At 65.4% G+C, this 17,263-nt stretch carries 17 protein-coding genes; 7 read left to right on the forward strand and 10 right to left on the reverse strand.

Annotated features, from left to right (window positions below; all coding sequences use genetic code 11):
* Positions 1 to 2 precede the first annotated feature (2 nt).
* On the reverse strand, positions 3 to 821 hold the full coding sequence (gene modA / locus AC1D1W_RS02775; RefSeq protein ID WP_476942863.1) for a molybdate ABC transporter substrate-binding protein: 819 nt from the start codon (positions 819 to 821) through the stop codon (positions 3 to 5).
* Complete coding sequence (locus AC1D1W_RS02780; RefSeq protein WP_476942864.1) at positions 818 to 1,228, reverse strand: TOBE domain-containing protein; 411 nt, start codon at positions 1,226 to 1,228, stop codon at positions 818 to 820. Before AC1D1W_RS02780 ends, modA begins: the two co-directional genes overlap by 4 nt.
* A gap of 263 nt (positions 1,229 to 1,491) precedes the next feature.
* Here AC1D1W_RS02780 and AC1D1W_RS02785 point away from each other — a divergent pair, with 263 nt between their 5' ends.
* Positions 1,492 to 2,079 (forward strand): hypothetical protein, encoded by a 588-nt coding sequence (locus AC1D1W_RS02785; RefSeq protein WP_476942865.1) that lies wholly within the window; start codon positions 1,492 to 1,494, stop codon positions 2,077 to 2,079.
* 141 nt (positions 2,080 to 2,220) lie between these two features.
* Here AC1D1W_RS02785 and AC1D1W_RS02790 read toward each other — a convergent pair whose 3' ends face one another.
* The 5 genes from AC1D1W_RS02790 to AC1D1W_RS02810 all read right to left on the reverse strand — a co-directional run bounded on the left by AC1D1W_RS02790 (position 2,221) and on the right by AC1D1W_RS02810 (position 7,036).
* Positions 2,221 to 3,342, reverse strand: coding sequence for an NAD(P)/FAD-dependent oxidoreductase (locus tag AC1D1W_RS02790; protein ID WP_476942866.1), 1,122 nt, complete (start codon positions 3,340 to 3,342; stop codon positions 2,221 to 2,223).
* A 68-nt stretch (positions 3,343 to 3,410) separates the two neighbouring features.
* A complete protein-coding gene (locus AC1D1W_RS02795) occupies positions 3,411 to 4,466 on the reverse strand; it encodes a Gfo/Idh/MocA family protein (protein WP_476942867.1) in 1,056 nt (351 codons plus the stop codon).
* Positions 4,466 to 5,263: an amino acid ABC transporter ATP-binding protein gene (locus tag AC1D1W_RS02800; RefSeq protein ID WP_279294383.1), complete on the reverse strand. Its 798-nt coding sequence runs from the start codon at positions 5,261 to 5,263 to the stop codon at positions 4,466 to 4,468. Before AC1D1W_RS02800 ends, AC1D1W_RS02795 begins: the two co-directional genes overlap by 1 nt.
* Positions 5,260 to 6,048, reverse strand: coding sequence for an amino acid ABC transporter permease (locus AC1D1W_RS02805; RefSeq protein WP_018775513.1), 789 nt, complete (start codon positions 6,046 to 6,048; stop codon positions 5,260 to 5,262). The genes AC1D1W_RS02800 and AC1D1W_RS02805 overlap by 4 nt, the downstream gene beginning before the upstream one ends.
* Positions 6,049 to 6,190: 142 nt before the next feature.
* Positions 6,191 to 7,036: an ABC transporter substrate-binding protein gene (locus AC1D1W_RS02810; protein ID WP_243181731.1), complete on the reverse strand. Its 846-nt coding sequence runs from the start codon at positions 7,034 to 7,036 to the stop codon at positions 6,191 to 6,193.
* Positions 7,037 to 7,241: 205 nt separating this feature from the next.
* Between AC1D1W_RS02810 and AC1D1W_RS02815 the strand changes: the two genes are divergently transcribed.
* From AC1D1W_RS02815 to AC1D1W_RS02825, 3 genes are all read left to right on the forward strand, one after another.
* Positions 7,242 to 8,327: a LacI family DNA-binding transcriptional regulator gene (locus AC1D1W_RS02815; protein ID WP_243181651.1), complete on the forward strand. Its 1,086-nt coding sequence runs from the start codon at positions 7,242 to 7,244 to the stop codon at positions 8,325 to 8,327.
* A 112-nt stretch (positions 8,328 to 8,439) separates the two neighbouring features.
* Positions 8,440 to 9,780: a cation:proton antiporter gene (locus AC1D1W_RS02820; RefSeq protein WP_243181650.1), complete on the forward strand. Its 1,341-nt coding sequence runs from the start codon at positions 8,440 to 8,442 to the stop codon at positions 9,778 to 9,780.
* Between the two features lie 365 nt (positions 9,781 to 10,145).
* On the forward strand, positions 10,146 to 10,325 hold the full coding sequence (locus tag AC1D1W_RS02825; protein WP_018775517.1) for a hypothetical protein: 180 nt from the start codon (positions 10,146 to 10,148) through the stop codon (positions 10,323 to 10,325).
* Positions 10,326 to 10,408: 83 nt separating this feature from the next.
* Here the strand turns inward: AC1D1W_RS02825 and AC1D1W_RS02830 are convergent, their stop codons facing one another.
* Positions 10,409 to 10,717 carry a hypothetical protein gene (locus AC1D1W_RS02830; RefSeq protein WP_476942868.1) on the reverse strand — a complete coding sequence of 103 codons (309 nt, stop codon included), beginning with the start codon at positions 10,715 to 10,717 and terminating at the stop codon, positions 10,409 to 10,411.
* 105 nt (positions 10,718 to 10,822) lie between these two features.
* Here AC1D1W_RS02830 and AC1D1W_RS02835 point away from each other — a divergent pair, with 105 nt between their 5' ends.
* Together AC1D1W_RS02835 and AC1D1W_RS02840 are read left to right on the forward strand one after the other, a co-directional pair.
* Complete coding sequence (locus AC1D1W_RS02835; protein WP_476942869.1) at positions 10,823 to 12,082, forward strand: NYN domain-containing protein; 1,260 nt, start codon at positions 10,823 to 10,825, stop codon at positions 12,080 to 12,082.
* Positions 12,083 to 12,179: 97 nt separating this feature from the next.
* Entirely contained in the window at positions 12,180 to 12,572 is a 393-nt protein-coding gene (locus AC1D1W_RS02840; protein WP_476942870.1) for a VOC family protein, read from the forward strand.
* 152 nt (positions 12,573 to 12,724) lie between these two features.
* Here AC1D1W_RS02840 and AC1D1W_RS02845 read toward each other — a convergent pair whose 3' ends face one another.
* Entirely contained in the window at positions 12,725 to 13,900 is a 1,176-nt protein-coding gene (locus AC1D1W_RS02845) for a zinc-dependent alcohol dehydrogenase (RefSeq protein WP_459385641.1), read from the reverse strand.
* Positions 13,901 to 14,203: 303 nt separating this feature from the next.
* The gene (locus AC1D1W_RS02850) at positions 14,204 to 14,596 is read right to left on the reverse strand and encodes a hypothetical protein (protein WP_476942871.1); all 393 of its coding nucleotides are present in this window, start codon (positions 14,594 to 14,596) and stop codon (positions 14,204 to 14,206) included.
* 355 nt (positions 14,597 to 14,951) lie between these two features.
* Here AC1D1W_RS02850 and AC1D1W_RS02855 point away from each other — a divergent pair, with 355 nt between their 5' ends.
* Positions 14,952 to 17,162 (forward strand): hypothetical protein, encoded by a 2,211-nt coding sequence (locus tag AC1D1W_RS02855; protein WP_476942872.1) that lies wholly within the window; start codon positions 14,952 to 14,954, stop codon positions 17,160 to 17,162.
* Positions 17,163 to 17,263: the final 101 nt, after the last annotated feature.

A 17,263-nucleotide genomic window follows, 5' to 3' on the forward strand; every position in this document is an offset into this window, starting at 1 on the left:
GTTTACGGGGTGCCRAATCCGGCGTCGCTCAGGACCGTCTTGCCCTCGCTGCCGGTGACCGCGGCGATGAAGGCAGCGGCGAGCTCCTTGTTCTTGCTCGTGCCGACCGTGGCGATGGGGTAGGTATTTACGGCCTGATCCGACTCGGCGAAGCGGATGCCTTTGACCTTGTCTCCGGCGTTCTTGACGTCCGTGACATAGACCAGCCCGGCGTCGGCCTCACCCGAGGTGACCTTGCCCAGGACATCCGTGACGGACGATTCCTCGCTGACCGGCGCCAGCGTGGTGCCGGTGGCTTTTTCGACGGTCTCGGCCGCGGCGCCGCAGGGAACCTGCGGTGCGCAGACCACCACCTTCACGCCCGGTTTGGCGAGGTCGGCGAAGGAGCTGATCGATGCCGGGTTGGACGGCGGAACCGCGATCTCCAGGACGTTCGTGGCGAAGTTGGCCGGGGCGCCGTCGATCAGTTCCGCATCGGTCAGCTTGGCCATGTTCTTAGTGTCGGCGGAGGCAAAGACGTCGGCCGGGGCGCCCTGGGTGATCTGCGTAGCCAAGTCCGAGGAGCCGGCAAAGTTCAAAGTGATTTTGGTGCCGGGGTTCTTCGCCTCGAAGTCGCTGGCCAGCTTGGTGAAGGTCGATTTCAGCGAGGCCGCGGCGTAAACGGTGATCGCTCCGGACAGCGTGGGGGTCTCACTGGCCCCGGCGCTGGAGTTGGAGCCGGTTCCGGCTGCCCCGGGCGTGCCGGCGGCGCAGCCCGCCACGCCCGCGGCCAGGACGCCGGCCGCCAGCAGTGCGGTGACGTGCTTGCGGGCAGTCCTCATACGATGCTCTTTCCGTGGGGCGTTTCGATGATGACGGTGGTGGCTTTGACCACGGCGGTCGCCACGGAGCCAAGCTCCAGGCCCAGTTCCCGGACGGCTTCGCTGCTCATCAGGGACACGACGCGGAAGGGCCCGCACTGCAGCTCAACCTGTGCCATGACTTTGTCAGCGGTGATGCCCGTGACCAGGCCGACGAACCGGTTGCGGGCGGAGCGGCCCACCTTGGTGGGGTCATCGGGAAGCTGTGCCTGGTCGCGGGCCAGGTGGGCAAGTTCCAGGCCGTCCACGGCCAGCCGGCCGGAGTCATCCTTGACCGGGGTCAGGATCCCGTTCTCGGTCCAGCGCCGGACGGTGTCGTCACTGACCCCGAGAAAACGTGCTGCTTCGGAGATGCGGATTTTCGGCATGACTCCATAATCACCTATTTGCGGAGATTATGGGGATTCTGATCCGCAAATCAGTAAAGAATCCTCGTTTGGTGTCAGCCGAGGCGCAGCCGGGTCCGGACCCCGGGATGCTCGAACTCAAGCCGCATGTCGGGCCGGCCGGTGGCGCCGCCGTCGGGCGCCACCCGCTGGGTGGCCATCAGGGGCGACGGCGGGTCGATTTTCCCGCCGCCCGGGACGATAATCGGAGGTGACCGGACAGCTTCTGCCGAGAGGAGCCGGCCATGGCACCCACCACCGTGCTGGCAGGATTCAGATCTGCGATCGCCGCCCTCACGCTGGGGGTGCTGCTGACCGGAACCGGCTGCTCCTCCGACAACCCCGCGGAAACCACGAAGATCACGCCGGCGACCAACGGGATCAACACCGTGGTCGGTCCGATGAAGCTGGCGGACATGCTCATCCTCTCCCACGGAGCGGACCAGCCCGGACGGATTATGGGCACCGTATTCAACACGTCCGCCAAAGACGCGGTTGTCACGATATCCGGCGCTTCCGGATCGACGGTATCGATTCCGGCCAAGGCCAACGGCGAAACTTCTTTGGCCCAACCTCCGGCCATGATGCTGGACCCCACCACGGGATCCCCCGGGTCCCTGGTCACGGTCCGGGTGAGCGAGGACTCCACAGGTAAGTCGGCCGAGCTGCAGCTTCCGGTCCTGGACTCCACGCTGCCCGAATACCAGTCGTACATGCCCGCGACGCCCGGATCCGGGACTGCCTCCGGCAGCCCGTCACCCACGCTGCCCGGGAACACCACCGCCCCTTCCGGGACCGGGTCCCCCACCTCCAGCCCCTCCCCCAGCCCGTAGCCCGAAGCCCGGTCTCAGTCGCCTGACAACCATGGATCTGGCCCCAAAGGTGGCATCGCCGGCGCAGGAGCAGGACGGGGCTTAGGCAGGCAGGGCCGGTGAACGCCGGCCCTGCCTGCCTGGCAGCCTCTGTGGCTCTGGCTAGGAGAAGCGTCCCGGCCGGAAGGTGGCCAGCATCGGGTGCTTCGTGCCGGTCATGATCTCGCCCGCGAGAAGTTCTCCTGCGATGAGGCCGAGCGTGGCCCCCGAGTGTGAGAAGGCCACGAAGCAGCCGGGCACCTGGCCGAGTTCACCGAGGACCGGTTCGCCGTCGCCCGGGATGGGCTTGTAGCCGATCTTCCAGGAGGCCGGTTTGAGGTCGGGGTTGCCGCCGATGAGCTTGGATGCTTCGTCGGCGAGTTCCTGGACCACGTCATCGGGGATGCTGAAGGAGCCGTCGGCGTGTTCGGTGATGTGCCCTTCATACCAGTCGTGGTCCAGGGCAAGGGTGTTTCCGGGATTGGGCCGGACGGCGGCCCTGGGGGTGTTCAGCACGGCCTCCAGCTCGTGCTCGACGGGTTTGGTCACCACCAGCATGGAGACCGGGGATCCGTTGGGGATCTCGACGCCGAGGGGCGCGACGACGGCGGGAGTTGCGGCACCGCACGCCACCAGGACAGCGTCTGCCTCGTAGGTTTCCCCTGCGGCCGTCTCGACGCCGGTGGCCCGGCCGCCGTCGACCGTCACGGACACCTTGCCGGCGTTGAGGACGAGTTCACCGCCCAGGGCGTGGAACTCCTCCATCAGGAAGTCCACCAGATCGGGCAGGCTGACCCAGCCCTCACCGGGGTTAAAGATGGCGTTCTCCGGAACGGCGACCGGATCGATGCCGGGGGTGGCTGAGGAAACCTGTGCGGGTGTCAGAAGCTTCGAGTCATAGCCGATGGATTTCTCGTAGCGGTGGCGGGCTTCCGTGGCGGCTTCCTGGCCGGCGGGATTCCACATGAGGCCACCGCCGAACTGCAGCCAGTCCCGGCCGGTGTCAGCGGCGAAGAGCGTGCGGTAGCGGTCCACGCCGGCGACCCGGAGCTGGTGGTACGGCGTGGACCGTTCTCCGGCGGAGTTCAGCCAGGAGAGCGAGCGGCCGGTGGCCTCGCTGGCCAGGCCGTGTTCGGTCAGGAGGGTGACGGAGGCGCCGTCGCGGAGCAGGTGGACGGCGGTGGAGACGCCGAGGATGCCGCCGCCGATGATGGCGATGCGCTTGGTTGAGGGTGTGGAGGACATGGGTCTGCCTTTCCTTAAGTAGAGGTGTCAGGGGTGCCCGCCAGGGGCACTGGGAGGCGGTGTGCGGGCTATGCGAAGGCGCGGATATTTTCGATGACCCTCAGGACGTCGAGGGACTCCTCGGGGTCGACCGGAAGTGGGCCCTTGCCACGGAGGGCAGCCGCGAGCTGTGCATAGAACAGCGGATAGGCGCCGGGTTCAGATGCGACTGGCCGCAGGTCTCCGTCGACACCCACGGTCCCCCAATGGGTTTGGGGTTCGACGCCGTAGCCCTGGTCCGTGGGTGTCGTTCCGGCCGCGAGGGCCGGTTCCTGGCCGTCCAGGCCCCACTTCGTGTAGCCGGACTCGGAGCCCAGGACGTGAAAGCGCGGGCCGACCTGCGCCGCCATGCCGTTCATCCACAACCGTGAGCGGACCCCGGATTCGTGGAGCAGGGACACGAAGGCCTCGGTGTCGGCGCCGCCCGGATCCTGGCTGTGGTTCGCCGATTCCCCGTAGCTTTCGGTTACCGGGCCAAAGAGCTGGATGGCCTGGTCGATCAGGTGGGCGCCGAGGTCGTTGAGGATGCCGCCGCCCTCGGACACGGCAGCGGTGTCCCGCCAGTTTCCGAAGCCCTCCGGCCGCCACCATTCAAAGCGCGATTCGAAGCTGCGCACCTCCCCCAGCGCTGCTTCCCCGACAAGCTTCCGCAGCGTCAGGAAGTCCGCGTCCCAGCGTCGGTTCTGAAATACCGTGAGCTGCACGCCGGCGTCGGCCGCCCGGGAGATGAGCTCCTGCCCCTGGTCCGACGTGGTGACGAACGGCTTGTCCACCACCACGGGGAGGCCGTGGGCGATGGCCGTCGCGGCGAGGTCGAAGTGGGTCAGCGGCGGCGTCCCGAGGACCACCAGATCGAGGTCACCGGAGAGCGCAAACAGGTCCTCCGGCGTCGGGACGATCCGGGCGTCCGGGTAGAGCCTCGCCGCCTCCGAGGCGCGGTCCGGATCCGCCGTGACGATCACCTCCAGCGAGTAGTTGGCATCCGCCGCGATCAGCGGTGCGTGAAAGACTTTGCCCGAGATGCCGAACCCGACGACGGCGGTGCGGATGGGTCCCGCGGCGGCGCTTCCCTTCAGGGTCTCCATCAGAGCACTTCCGAGAGGAAGCGCTGGAGGCGTTCGCTTTGCGGGTTGTCGAAGAGGTCGGCGGGCGTGCCGGACTCGACGACCTCGCCTTCGTCCATGAAGACGACCTGATCAGCGACCTTGCGGGCAAAGCCCATCTCGTGCGTGACCACCAGCATGGTCATGCCGCGGCGGCCCAGGCCTGCCATGAGGTTCAGCACGCCCTTGACCAGTTCCGGGTCCAGGGCGCTGGTGGCCTCGTCGAAGAGCATGACTTCCGGTTCCATGGCCAGGGCACGGGCAATCGCGACGCGCTGCTGCTGTCCGCCGGAGAGGTCGCGGGGCCGGTGATCGGCGCGTTCGGCAAGACCGACCTCGGCGAGGCGGCGCCGGGCGCGTTCCCTGGCCTCGGCCTTGGGCATGCCCTTGACGCTCCAGAGGGCCAGCGCCACGTTCTCGAGGGCGGTGTGGTCCGGGAAGAGGTTGAAGTGCTGGAACACCATGCCGATGCGGCTGCGCAGGAGGTCCGGTTTGACCTGCAGGGCGCTCTCGCCGGCCAGGAGCACGTCCCCGCTCTTGGGTTCGTGCAGTCGGTTGACGCCGCGCAGGAGGGTGGATTTGCCGGAGCCGGAGGGACCGATGATGCAGGTGGTGGTGCCCGGGGCGACGTTGAGGCTGACGTTGCGGAGCACCTCGACGTCGCCGTAGGCCATGGTCAGGTTTTTCAGTTCCAGGCTGGAGCCGTGGAACGTCTCGATGTCCGGGACTGGTTCTTTGGTGTTGCTGGTGCTGCGTGCGGTGTTGCTGGCGAGGCTCATGTGTTGCTCCCGGTGGTCAGCGGTGAAGCCGCGGCGAGTTCTTTGACTTCCTTGAGACCGCTGCTCGGTGCAGCGGGGCGGCGTCGGCCGGTGCGGAAGCGGTTATCGAAGTAATTGACCAGATGGGTCAGGGGAACCGTGATCAGCAGGTAGAAGATGCCGGCCATGACCAGGGGCGAGAGGTTGCCGGAAAGCACGGCGGCGTCCTGGCCCACGCGGAAGAGCTCGCGTTCCGTGACCAGCAGGCCCAGGAAATAGACCAGCGAGGAGTCCTTGACGATCGCGATGAACTGGTTCACCAGCGCCGGCAGGACCCGGCGGACGCCTTGCGGAACCACCACCAGGGCCATGGACTTCGCGTAGCTCATGCCCAGCGCGCGGCAGGCCTCACCCTGGCCTTTGTCCACGCTCTGGATACCGGCGCGGAAGATCTCACCGATGTAGGCGCTGGCGATCAGGCTCAGGGCGATGATCCCCAGGGGGTAGGGCGAGGGGCCGAAGATCGATTGGCTGAAGCGGGCGAAACCCTGGCCGATCAGCAGGATGGTCAGGATGGCGGGGAGTCCGCGGAAGAGGTCCGTGTAGATCCGGGCCGGAACCCGAAGCCACCGCGAGGGAGATATCCCCATCACGGCGACGACCATGCCGAGGGCAACGCCGATGATGGTCGCCGCAACGGAKATGATGAGGGTATTGAGGAGACCGACTCCCAGAAGCTGGGGCAGGACCTCGGCCATTGCGCCGAAGTCGAAGAAGGTGCGGGTGATGGTGCTTAACCAGTCCATGGTTGCTCTCAGACGTAGGTAGCTTGTGGAACCCGGGCGGGCCGCGCAGTGCGGCCCGCCCGGTCAGGTGGGAGCCGGGCTATGTGCCGGACGTGCCGATGGTTCGGGGCATATTGGTTGCCGGCCGCTTACTGGCTGGGCCTTACTTGCTGGGTGTGGGGCTGGCCGTCTGCTCGGCCTTGGGCAGGTACTGCTCGGGCATCGGGGAGCCCGGGAACCACTTCTGGTAGAGCTTCTTCCAGGTGCCGTCCTCCATGGCTGCGGCAAGGCCCTTGTTGAGGGCGTCCCTGAAAGCGGTTTTGCCCTTGGCCACGGCGAAGCCGGCGGGAGCGTCGAAGGACGGGATGTCCGCGGCGCTGATCAGCCCATACTGCGTTTCGTAGGCCTTGGCGGCCTCGTAGTCCAGGAAGTGTGCATCAACGGATCCACTGTTGACGGCGGCGATCGCGGTGTTGTTGTCCGGGAAGCGCACCAGGCTCGCGGAGGTGAAGTTCTTGACCGCGTAAGCCTCCTGCAGCGTTCCCTGCACGACGCCGAGTCGCTTTCCGCCGAGACCGTCGGCGCCGGTGATGCCCGAGGTCTTCGTGGTGATGACGGTCAGGTAGCCGGCCAGGTAGCCATCGGAGAAGTCGACGGTTTGTTTGCGCTTGTCCGTGATGCCGATAGCCGCAACGCCGGCGTCGAACTGGCCGTTGGAGACGGCGGCGAGCAGTCCGGAGAAGTCCTGTCCGGTGAAGACGACCTTGTCGACTCCGGCGCGGTGGGCGACGTCTTTGAAGAGCTCGACGTCGAAGCCGGTGAAGTTGCCCTGGGCGTCGGCAAAGGTATAGGGCTTCGAATCACCCAGGCTGGCAACGCGGATGGTGCCGGCTTCAATCAGGCCGTAGGGGTTGTCCGCCGGCGAGGACGAGGCGGATGAGCTGCCTCCGCAGCCGGAGAGTGCCAGGACCGCGGCAACAGCAGCGGCGATGAGCGCCCCGGGGCGCATTTTGTTTCCTGTGTTCACAGCGTTTCCAATCGTGGGGGTGAGCAGCGGGGCAAGCAGGCAGTGGGCCCCGTGGAGTGGGACTTTGTCGATGGAAGTCTTGCTGAGTCCGGTCTCAGTCCCTAGGATTGAGACCGGACTCACATCGATTGCTAGAAATGTAATCGAAGCCACATCAGGCGTCAAGGGTCCGCTACGAAAGGCCGTAATGAATAGTGATGCTTCCCGGCGCCGCGATGTCACTGTCGCCGACGTCGCCAAAGCAGCCCAGGTTTCCAAGGCCCAGGCCGCCCGCGCCCTGGGCAACTACGGGGCCGTGAGCGACGACGTGCGTGAGCGGGTGCTGGCTGCCGCCGAGGAACTGGAGTACCGGCCCAACGAGCTCGCCCGCAGCATGAACACCGGGAAATCGCACACCATCGGGGTGGTGGTCGGCGACATTGAAAACCCCCATTTCGGCCTGGCCACGCGGGGCATTACGGACACCGCCAAGCGGAGTGGATTCAATGTCATCCTGATCAATACGGACGAGGATACCGAGGCGGAAATCGACGCCGTCAGGGTGCTCCTCGACAAGCGCGTTGACGGCCTGATCGTGGCACCCGCGTCCTCCGTGGAAACGCAACATTTACGGCGCGTTCACGAATCCGGCCGTCCGCTGGTCCTTTTGGACCGCAAGGCGCCAGGGCTCGACGTCGACACCGTGGCGGTGGACATGGAGGACATCTCCCATGAATCCACCAGCTATTTGCTCAAGTCCGGCCACCGGAGGATCGCCTTCATTTCCACCCTCAAGACGGCCGGACCGTACCACGACGGCTTGCAGCTGGACTCGTCCCAGATCTCGGACCGGCGCGACGGCATGAAACGCGCGTTCGAGGAGGCGGGGCTGGAGCTGCCCGTCGATCTGATCCGCCTCAACGCCGGCGACGACGAGTCCATCAAGAAGATCACCCGCGAGCTGGTGCAGCGCCCTGACCCGGCGACGGCGATCATCGCCTCCGACGGGCTGATCGGCCTCAGCGTGGTGGAAGCGATCCACGAGCTCGGCCTCTCCATTCCGGATGATGTCTCCTTCCTCATGTATGACGACTTCGCCTGGACGCGCCTGACCACGCCCCCGCTCACGGTCATCGCCCAGCCTGTCTACGACATGGGCGTAGCCGCCGCCTCAGCCCTGATCCGGCAGATCGAAGGCCGCAAGGCACCGGCGGCCGCACCGACATTCACGGCCGCACTGATCCGCCGCGGCTCGGTCGCTGCACCGCCGGCGCAGGAACAGGACAGGGCTTAGTTCTCTGGCGCGGTCCCGGGCCGGCGGATTCACTGAACTGCAGGGGAACGTTTAGTGCAATTGGCGGAGGGAGCGTGATCCCTGTGGGCGGACGCATCCGGCTGCTGGAATCGTGCCGACCTCACGCGGCACCCACGGAAACGGGCGCCGATCCGTCATGGAGCTGACGGTCATTGTCCTCATCACCGCCCTCCTGTTCGCGTGGGCGCTGGTGTCGGCGCGGCTGCAGCAGGCGGACCTGACCGCTCCCATTGTGTTCACCGCTGTCGGCGCAGCCCTGGCCTGGTCCGGGCTGGTCAGTGGCCCGTCGCCCCTGGCGAGTATCACCCCGGTTGTCGAGGTCACCCTGGTGTGGGTGCTCTTCTCCGACGCCGCCCGCCTGCCGCTCCAGCAATTGCGCCGGGACGTGAGCCGCTACGTGCGGCTGCTGGGAGTCGGCCTGCCGCTGACGATTGTGTTCGGGTGGGCCCTGGCCGCCTGGTTCTTTCCCCAGTTCGGGTTCTGGCTGGCCCTCCTCGTCGGCGCCGCGCTTGCCCCTACCGACGCCGCACTCGGAATACCCGTGGTGACGAATCCGGCGGTGCCGTCGCGGATCCGCCAGCTGATCACGGTCGAAAGCGGCCTCAACGACGGCATCGCCACCCCGGTCGTCATGCTCGCCATCGCCGGCGCGGCCGCCGCAGCAGGCCTGGAGAGCGCCGAAGGCCCAGGCAGCGCGGCCATGGAGCTGCTCATCGGCGCCGGCGTCGGCGCAGCGGCCGGCGCCGCGGGAGGGTGGCTGCTCCAGCTGGCCCGCCGGCGCGGGACCGCAACCGAGGACTTCGCCGGCATCGGCGTCCTGGCCCTGAGCCTGCTTTCCTACAGCGCCGCACTCGCGGTGGGCGGCAACGGCTTCGTCGCCGCGTTCTGCGCCGGGCTGGCGTTCGGCACCTGCGCCGGGGAACGGGGGCCGGCCGAGCTGGCCTTCGTTGAGCAGATGAGCGGCCTGGTGTCCCTGCTCGTGTGGCTGGCGTTCGGAGCCATCACCGTGCCGATCATGCTGGAGCACTCCCTCCCCCTGACCATCGCGTATGCCGTGCTTAGCCTCACGGTGGTGCGCATGCTGCCGGTGGCGCTGGCCTCGATTGGCGCCGGCCTCGACCGGAAGACCGTCCTGTTCGTGGGCTGGTTCGGCCCGCGCGGGCTGGCGTCCCTCGTGTTCGCGCTGCTGGCGCTGGAAGCCCTTGGACCAGTGTCCGATCAGGCTGTGGCCGTCATCGCCGCCACCGTACTGCTCAGCGTCCTGGCCCACGGCTTCAGCGCCGCACCGTTGGCTGCCCGCTACGGACGGGCCGCTGCCGCTGCCGGGCCGGAGCCCGGCGGACCGGTGCCGGTCTCTCCGGCCCCCGCCCGGGGGCTGAGCCGCATGCACATCCACCCTCCGCATTTTCGGTCAAAGCGGTCCCGTCCCTAGACCGCGCTGAACCGTCCGCGCTGGACTGGGGTGCCGTCGTCGCCGTCCACGTTCCGGCACAGCGGCTGTGATGAGTCTCACGCGCATATTTCGCCATCTGGCTTGAGCCGCCCGCGCGGCGCTGTGCACTATGGAAAGGCAAGGCAGGGACTGCGACGTTCCTGCCGGTGCAGCCTGACGAATTCCTGCGACGTTCCGCGTCCGCAGTAAACGCCGGGCACCCATCCTGGTGGACGCAATGAGGCCAAACCGGTGAGCTCGCAGAGCTGCCCACGGTCTCAGGCGTTCCTGGTTTGGCCCCTACGGCGGCTCCGCATCGGTGCGGCAGCCGGACATCCGGATTCATGAAATGGAAGCACTGAACAATGACGTTTGAAACTGCCAACTCTGTAACCCACAAGCTCTGGGACCGCTCCACCATGCACCACGAGCTGGACGCGCTGGTCCACGAGCTCTCCGAGCGCCACAACACCGCCAAGAGCAACATCGCGGTCCACGCCAGCGGCCCGAACACCTTTACCCTCAGCCTGAACCACGGCGCCTAAAGCCCGGGTTCCAGGCAGCAAGGCCGAACGACGACGGCGGGAGCCACCTCCCGCCGTCGTCGTTTGGCGTTAAAGCCCGCGGATCAACCGGTGCACACGGCCCCGCGCATTTCCGTCTTGACGCGGTATATGTCCTGATCTGCGGCCAGCAGCAGGGCCGTGGCCAGTTCTTTGTGCGCGGCCGAATCGGCGTCCGCCGGGACAGCCGTTTCCGCCTGGCCAACGGACATGCCCAGCCGGAGCCCGCTCCCCCCGATGGTGACGGTGTCCGCGCCGCGCACGGCCTGGGAGAGCATCAGCGCCACGTGTTCCAGGACCTGGTCGCCGGCCGCGTGGCCCGGGGTGTCGGCTTCCCGCAGGAGCGTGGCGCGCGCGGCTGATCCCGGACACACCTATGGACCTCCTGTTCCCGCCAGGAGGTCCGGCACACGACGGCAAATGGGCAACCAAGCGGGCACCTCTGGCCCGCGCCGCCCTCCTGCTGGCACACTGAGCCGATGAGTGAACCCCTCCCCCATTCCCGGCGGCCTGGCATCCGTGCCGCGATGTTCGTGGACTTCGACAACGTCTATACGGGCCTGATGGCCTTGGACCCGGCGGCCGCGAAGAGATTCGCCGAGGACCCCAAGCACTGGACGGAGGCGCTGGCCGCCGGCGGCGCGGGCGAAGAATCCCGGCGCTTCCTGATCCGTAACTGCTATCTCAATCCGGTGATCTACTCCAAGTACCGGCCGTACTGGACCCGCGCGGGCTTCCGCGTGATCGACTGCCCCTCCCTGACCCAGCGGGGCAAGTCCAGCACCGATATCAACCTGGTGCTGGACGCAATGGATGCCCTGGCCGGCGCGGCACACGTTGAGGAGTTCTTCGTCGCGTCTGCGGACGCCGACTTCACCTCGCTGGTCCAGCGGTTCCGGGCGGCCGACCGGATGACCACCGTCATCGCTGCCGGCGCTGTGGCATTCGCGTACCGGGAGATGGCCGACAGCGTGGTGGAGTCCCACGATTTCGTGGCAATCCTCAACGGGACCGCGGCCGGCGTCCCCCGCATGGTCCCGTCCGCCGGACTTGGCACCCCGCTCCGCACCGCCCAGGGCACTCCCGGGTCCGCGACGTCGGCGGCCGATGAGGTCCGGGCCCTGGTGCAGGCCGCGCCTGGTCCGGTCACGGGAGCGGTCGCGGCGCACCGGGCCCTGACCGCGGACCCGTCACTGAAGACCGATTGGGGCGGGCACGGCAAGTTCGGGGCCTGGATCGCCCAGATCGGCCAGGGCGTCCAATACTCGTCCACGCCGTCGCCCGGCTGGGTGTGGGACGCGAAGCGGTTTTCCCCGGAGCCCTCCTCGCTGGCCTCCGACGCCCGGCCCGCGATCGAGGAGCAGGTCACCCGGGTCACGGACGTTCCGGCACTGTCGGCAGAACAGTTCCGGCAGGTCTTCCTTTCCCTGGCGGCGAAGCTGCGCGACCATTCGGGCAACCGCAGCGAATTGGCACGGTCCGTCCGCGACGACTGTGTGGCGGCCGGACAGCCGGTGTCCCGTTCGGCCGTCAACTTCGTGATCCAGGGCGTGGTGTACGCCGGCGGCTCCCTCGCAGAGGAGATATCGGCGGCAGAACTCGCCGCCGCATGGACCAGAAACGTGGAAGAGCTGTGCCGGCTGGCCCTCATGGAGTTCGACGACGCCGAAAAGCTCGCGCTCAGGCGCTGGGCCGGCGGCGGGCTGCTGGAGTCTGGCCCCGGCGGCTCCCGGGCGTAGCGAACCTCCCGCCGTCGTGGGCTTGCGTTGGGTGCCAAACCGATCGACAGTGTGATCTATCTACACCTCCCCAAACGAATTCGGAAAGGAGCTGGAAATGCCCAACGACCTTACGGAACTGGTCAGCGTCCGGTACATGGTGGCCGATGTCGATGCCGCGGTCGACTTCTATACAACGCATCTCGGATTCACCGTCAGGATGAGCGCCGCGCCGGCGTTCGCCGATGTCACCCGCGGCCGGTTGCGGCTCCTCCTGAGCGGGCCGGCCAGCTCGGCAGGCCGTCCCATGCCGGACGGCACGGTGCCCATCCCGGGAGGATGGAACCGGATCCACCTCATCGTGGGCGATATCGCGGCCGAAGTGGCACGGTTGCGCGCCGCAGGCGTCACGTTCCGGAACGACATAGTCAAGGGCCCAGGCGGACAGCAGATCCTGTTGGAGGACCCGTCCGGGAACGTTGTCGAGTTATTCCAACCCGCCGGCGAATAGCGGCCGTTTCACACGCAAGCGGACGACGGCGGGATTCCTCTTCACCGAGGTCGCTAGCTGGGCTCCCGTTCCTGTCGAATGGGGAGCCCAGCTGCGCTTTGGTCCGGCTGACGGAAGACCTGAGGAGATCTCCCGGAGCGGGGACATCTTCGCTACGGCTTCAGGACCACCTTGATGCAGCCGTCTTCCTTTTTCTGGAAGATCTCGTAGGCGGCCGCGGCACCGTCGAGGTCGACCTCGTGAGTCTTCAGGTCCATGACGCCGAGCGGGTCTGCGGAATCTTCCACGAGCGGGAGCAGCTCGTCCGTCCACCGGCGGACGTTGCACTGGCCCATCCGGAGTTGGATCTGCTTGTCGAACATGCTCAGCAAGGGCATGGGGCTCGCTGTACCCCCGTACACCCCGCTTAGCGAAACGGTGCCCCCCCGGCGCACGGAGTCGATCGCTGCATGGAGGACCGTCATGCGGTCTACGCCCGCAGTCTCCATGGCCTTCTTTGCCAAGGCATCCGGCAAGAGCCCCACCGCATTCTGTGCAAAGGCGCCGACGGGCGAATTGTGCGCTTCCATGCCGACGGCGTCGACGACCGCGTCAGGGCCCCTTCCATCCGTCATATCGCGAAGCTGGTCACTGACGTCCTCTGTGAAATCGATCGTTTCCACCCCGTGCCGCTCGGCCATGCGGCGGCGTTCCGGAACCGGTTCGATGGCGATGACGCGCTGGCCGAGGTGTCGACCGACCCGGCTGGCGAACTGCCCCACCGGGCCGAGCCCAAAGACGGCCAGTGTGCCGCCGGCGGGGACATCGGCGTATTTCACTCCCTGCCAGGCGGTGGGAAGAATATCGGAGAGGTAGAGGTACCGCTCATCGGGCAGTTCGTGCCCGACCTTTATCGGCCCGTAGTCGGCGTGGGGCACTCGCAGGTATTCCGCCTGTCCACCGGGGACCGACCCGTAGAGCTCGGAGAACCCGAACAGGCTCGCCCCGCTGTTGTGGGCATGGACCTGGGTGGTTTCACACTGGGACTGCAGCCCCTGTTTGCACATCCAGCAATGGCCGCAGGAGATGTTGAAGGGGATGACCACCCTGTCGCCCGGCTTGAGGTTCCTGACCTCGGAGCCGACCTCCTCAACGATGCCCATGGGTTCGTGCCCCAGGATGTCGCCGGCCTTCATGTAGGGGCCAAGGACCTCGTACAGGTGGAGGTCCGAGCCGCATATGGCCGATGAAGTGATCCTGACGATGGCGTCCGTGCCCTTCTCAATGACCGGATCCGGAACCATCTCCACGCTGACCGACCGCTTGCCCTGCCAGGTAAGTGCCTTCATGTTCGCTCCTTCAGTCGCAACCAAATTAGTAAGTCTACTGATCAATAAGCATGCCTTGTCCGCGCCCGGATGGGAAGGAGCGTCGGCCTGAGTCCTACATAGCCGTGGCTGAGTTCGGGCCGGCTGGCGATAAGCGCGTTCGAAGGGCGGAAGCCCGCGGCTGAGGACAGGGTGCGGCCACGGCCTGGCATCCGCCCTGGCCGCCCGCCCCAAATAGCCGCCCGGCGGGTCAGCGGCACCTTCGTACAAAGCGGACGACGGCGGGACTCCCGCCGTCGTCCGCTTGCCTTTGGTGTCATTTACCTACAGTGCCGGCGTGCGAGTGGTTGTGACGATTTCGGCTTCGTCCGGGCTCGCTATTATGAGGGCGCCGCCGCCACCGCCACCGCCACCGCCACCGCCGCCGCCGCCCTCGTTAGTCAGAACATCGTTAATTGCGTCCCAAGCGCGACCGGTGAGGTCCTTAGCCGCGTCCCATATACCCGACAGACTGAACGCAGCTGCGTCAAACCCAGGGCTCGCTGGCCCTGAGACCACGAAATCTGGCGTCTTGCGCTCTGCATCGCATTCGGCTGTTAACACTGCTGTCCGACCGTGCACCATTGCACGAATTCGATCGCTCTGGCCGAACGCTAGAGGTTCAGATGTAAAAACACCGGGCACGTCTGCAACCGGCTTAAAGGAATTGCTAATCATTTTCTCTCCGTTGATCCCCAGATTCGGAGCTGTCTAACAGACGCGGAAGCACAAGCTTCGCGTAAATGATATTCCGCGGCAGCCTAAAATTTGGTGCGGGAATAATCGGCACAAATGTGTATTTTTGGCACGTCAGACTTTGAGTTATCCCCCCATCATTGACTTTCACTCGTCATGGTCCTCGCAGGAGACACGAAAGTCAACGGGCTGTTTACACCTGATTCCGCGCGGAAGTTTTGACCAAGCCGCTCGCGAGGCAAGCACCGGAACCGGGCCGCCGCTCCCCCGAAAAACAATCGGCTGTCGAACCCAGGGGCGATGTTCAAGAAAGGTTTGTGGTGGTTATGATTCGGTCATGCCGAACCCGCGATTGTCTCTCGCCTTAGAACGGATTGGCCCTGGAGACTGGGCGATATTCGAATCGTTCGCGTCGGAGTTCTTAGCCGTCGAATATCCAGCCCTGCGGACGATGGCAGCTCCGAACGGAGACAAGGGCAGGGACGCCGAAATATTCACGATTGATGGGGTGCCAAAAGTTGCATTTCAGTACTCTGTCACGGTGAGTTGGAAGACTAAAATTACGAGCACACTGGACACCCTCAAGAGGAATTTTCCTTCGGTCAGCACCATGATCTACCTGACCAACCAGGTGATTGGTCCGGCCGCCGATGAACTCAGGGAAGAGTCCCGACGTGATCGGAATATAACCGTGGACATCCGGGACCGGTCGTGGTTTGTGGACCGCGAGAAGTCCTATCCGCAACGACGAGTGGCCAGTGAAGAGCTGGCTCAGAGATTTGTGGATCCGCTCCTGTCCAAACGAGGGGTCCTCGAAAGAATATCGACCTTGACCGCCGATGAGAGCAAGGTCGCGGTGCTGCACTTGGCTCTCGACGGCGAAGATCAGGCAACCGAGCAGAGCCTTACCAAGAGCTGCTTCGAGTCATTGGTCTTGGCGGCGCTTCACGATTCGAGCACATACAACAGGCTCAGCCTGAGCGAAATCAAAGACGGCGTCGCACTCCGCATGCCCGTGGGGAAGCGAGGGCAGGTCGACGCTCTGACCCTGAGCGCATTGAACCGCCTGTCTCGGAAGGGCCCCGTCAAACAACACAAATCAGCGTCCGGGGCCGAGGACACCTACCATCTCAGTTTTGAGGAGGCCAAGAGGATAAATGGTCAGACAGCCAAGTTCCTTCTTGATGAAGCTGCCCTCGATGCGAAACTCATTGCGGCGGTTCGAGCCGTCGAAGCACCGAAGGCACTGAGCGAAGCACAGTTGACGGAGATTTCTCGGCAACTGCGAACAGTGTTGGAAGAAACACTCCTGGAACGAGGCGAGTCTTTTGCCGAAGCCGTGGAAAAAGGAGCACCCTTCCAACTCAGCCCTGTAGCCATAGCGGACCGAATCACAGCAAATGGCGGCATCCATGAGCTCAGCTCTGATGCAGCGGCCGCGGCCATAATGCACGTACTGGAACAGCCCTCGCCGCAAACACAATCGCATCTTCGGCGACTAGCCGACGCATACACGCTTTTCGCGTTCCTGAAACAAACCCCGGACGTCCAGAAAGTCGTGCTCAACGTCTTCAGCGAAGGCGACATATGGATGGACACCACCGCGATCCTGCCCCTAATCGGAGAGAGCCTGGTAGACGATCCGGAAGAGCGCCACTTTACGATTCTGATGCGCGCGGCGGTCGACGCAGGGTTGCTTCTATATGTAACGGACGGAGTCGTCGAAGAAGTTGAAAGACACCTCAACCTGGCCGTTGCTTATGGTCACAACAGAACGTCGCCTTGGTCGGGAAGAGTGCCCTTCCTTTATTCGGCCTTCGTGCTCTCGGGCCGACCAGAGACTGAGTTCCTGGACTGGCAACGGAACATCTGTGGACGAGAACAGCCGTTGCAGGACGTCAGCGACTACCTTGCCGACGAATTCTCTATCGAGACCAAGAGTCTCCTTGAGTACTCGAATGCCGCCTCGACCGAACTCCGGGGTGCGGTTCAGGAACTATGGAATGAGACTCACGAGAGAAGGCGTCAACGAGGTGACTACGGAGCCGAGCGAGGGACCCGGTCTCGCCTGGTTGCCCACGACGTCGAAAACTCAGTCGGCGTCATCGAGTATCGGCGGACGATTGGACCATCGCCCATGGGCTACCTTGCATGGTGGCTGACGTTCGACAGAACAGCCATGAAGATGAAGGACCACCTACGGGAGCGCCTTGGCCCGCAAGCGCCTGCGTCGCCGGTGTTGAGTCCGGATTTCCTCACTCAATTGCTTCGCTTGGGCCCGCTCCGCACCGCCATCGAACAGGATCTGAGGGTGCAGCTCCCCCTGCTCACGGACATGAGCGTCAATCACTACGCTCCGCAGGCTCTGCTCGATTTAGCCAGGGAAACGCGAGAAAGGTCGTCGAGCCAGAATGAACGGGTAGTGCGTCGCGAAGTCCGTGACGCGGTGAACCGTGCAAGGCAGCAGATGGGGCCCGCGGCGGTCGGCGGCGTTCGAGCCATGGAGGATCGAATTTCAGCTTCCATCAGATGTCAGTCACCCGGATGAATCCTGCCGGCGGTCGCACATAACCAGCAGTCGGACGGCAGCCAGGACTGCTCATAGCGGAATACCCCCGGTTTCGCTCCGATCTGGGCTGCCGCGGCCGC

The sequence above is a fragment of the Arthrobacter sp. P1_B4 genome, assembly GCF_056406555.1.

Bases quoted from the DNA above. Each gene is read 5' to 3' on its own strand.
- AC1D1W_RS02780 (WP_476942864.1), bottom strand. From the start codon at position 1,228: ATGCCGAAAATCCGCATCTCCGAAGCAGCACGTTTTCTCGGGGTCAGT.
- AC1D1W_RS02835 (WP_476942869.1), top strand. From the start codon at position 10,823: ATGAGTGAACCCCTCCCCCATTCCCGGCGGCCTGGCATCCGTGCCGCG.
- AC1D1W_RS02840 (WP_476942870.1), top strand. From the start codon at position 12,180: ATGCCCAACGACCTTACGGAACTGGTCAGCGTCCGGTACATGGTGGCC.
- AC1D1W_RS02795 (WP_476942867.1), bottom strand. From the start codon at position 4,466: ATGGAGACCCTGAAGGGAAGCGCCGCCGCGGGACCCATCCGCACCGCC.
- AC1D1W_RS02825 (WP_018775517.1), top strand. From the start codon at position 10,146: ATGACGTTTGAAACTGCCAACTCTGTAACCCACAAGCTCTGGGACCGC.
- AC1D1W_RS02815 (WP_243181651.1), top strand. From the start codon at position 7,242: ATGAATAGTGATGCTTCCCGGCGCCGCGATGTCACTGTCGCCGACGTC.
- AC1D1W_RS02850 (WP_476942871.1), bottom strand. From the start codon at position 14,596: ATGATTAGCAATTCCTTTAAGCCGGTTGCAGACGTGCCCGGTGTTTTT.
- AC1D1W_RS02790 (WP_476942866.1), bottom strand. From the start codon at position 3,342: ATGTCCTCCACACCCTCAACCAAGCGCATCGCCATCATCGGCGGCGGC.
- AC1D1W_RS02855 (WP_476942872.1), top strand. From the start codon at position 14,952: ATGCCGAACCCGCGATTGTCTCTCGCCTTAGAACGGATTGGCCCTGGA.
- AC1D1W_RS02845 (WP_459385641.1), bottom strand. From the start codon at position 13,900: ATGAAGGCACTTACCTGGCAGGGCAAGCGGTCGGTCAGCGTGGAGATG.
- AC1D1W_RS02810 (WP_243181731.1), bottom strand. From the start codon at position 7,036: ATGCGCCCCGGGGCGCTCATCGCCGCTGCTGTTGCCGCGGTCCTGGCA.
- AC1D1W_RS02800 (WP_279294383.1), bottom strand. From the start codon at position 5,263: ATGAGCCTCGCCAGCAACACCGCACGCAGCACCAGCAACACCAAAGAA.
- AC1D1W_RS02785 (WP_476942865.1), top strand. From the start codon at position 1,492: ATGGCACCCACCACCGTGCTGGCAGGATTCAGATCTGCGATCGCCGCC.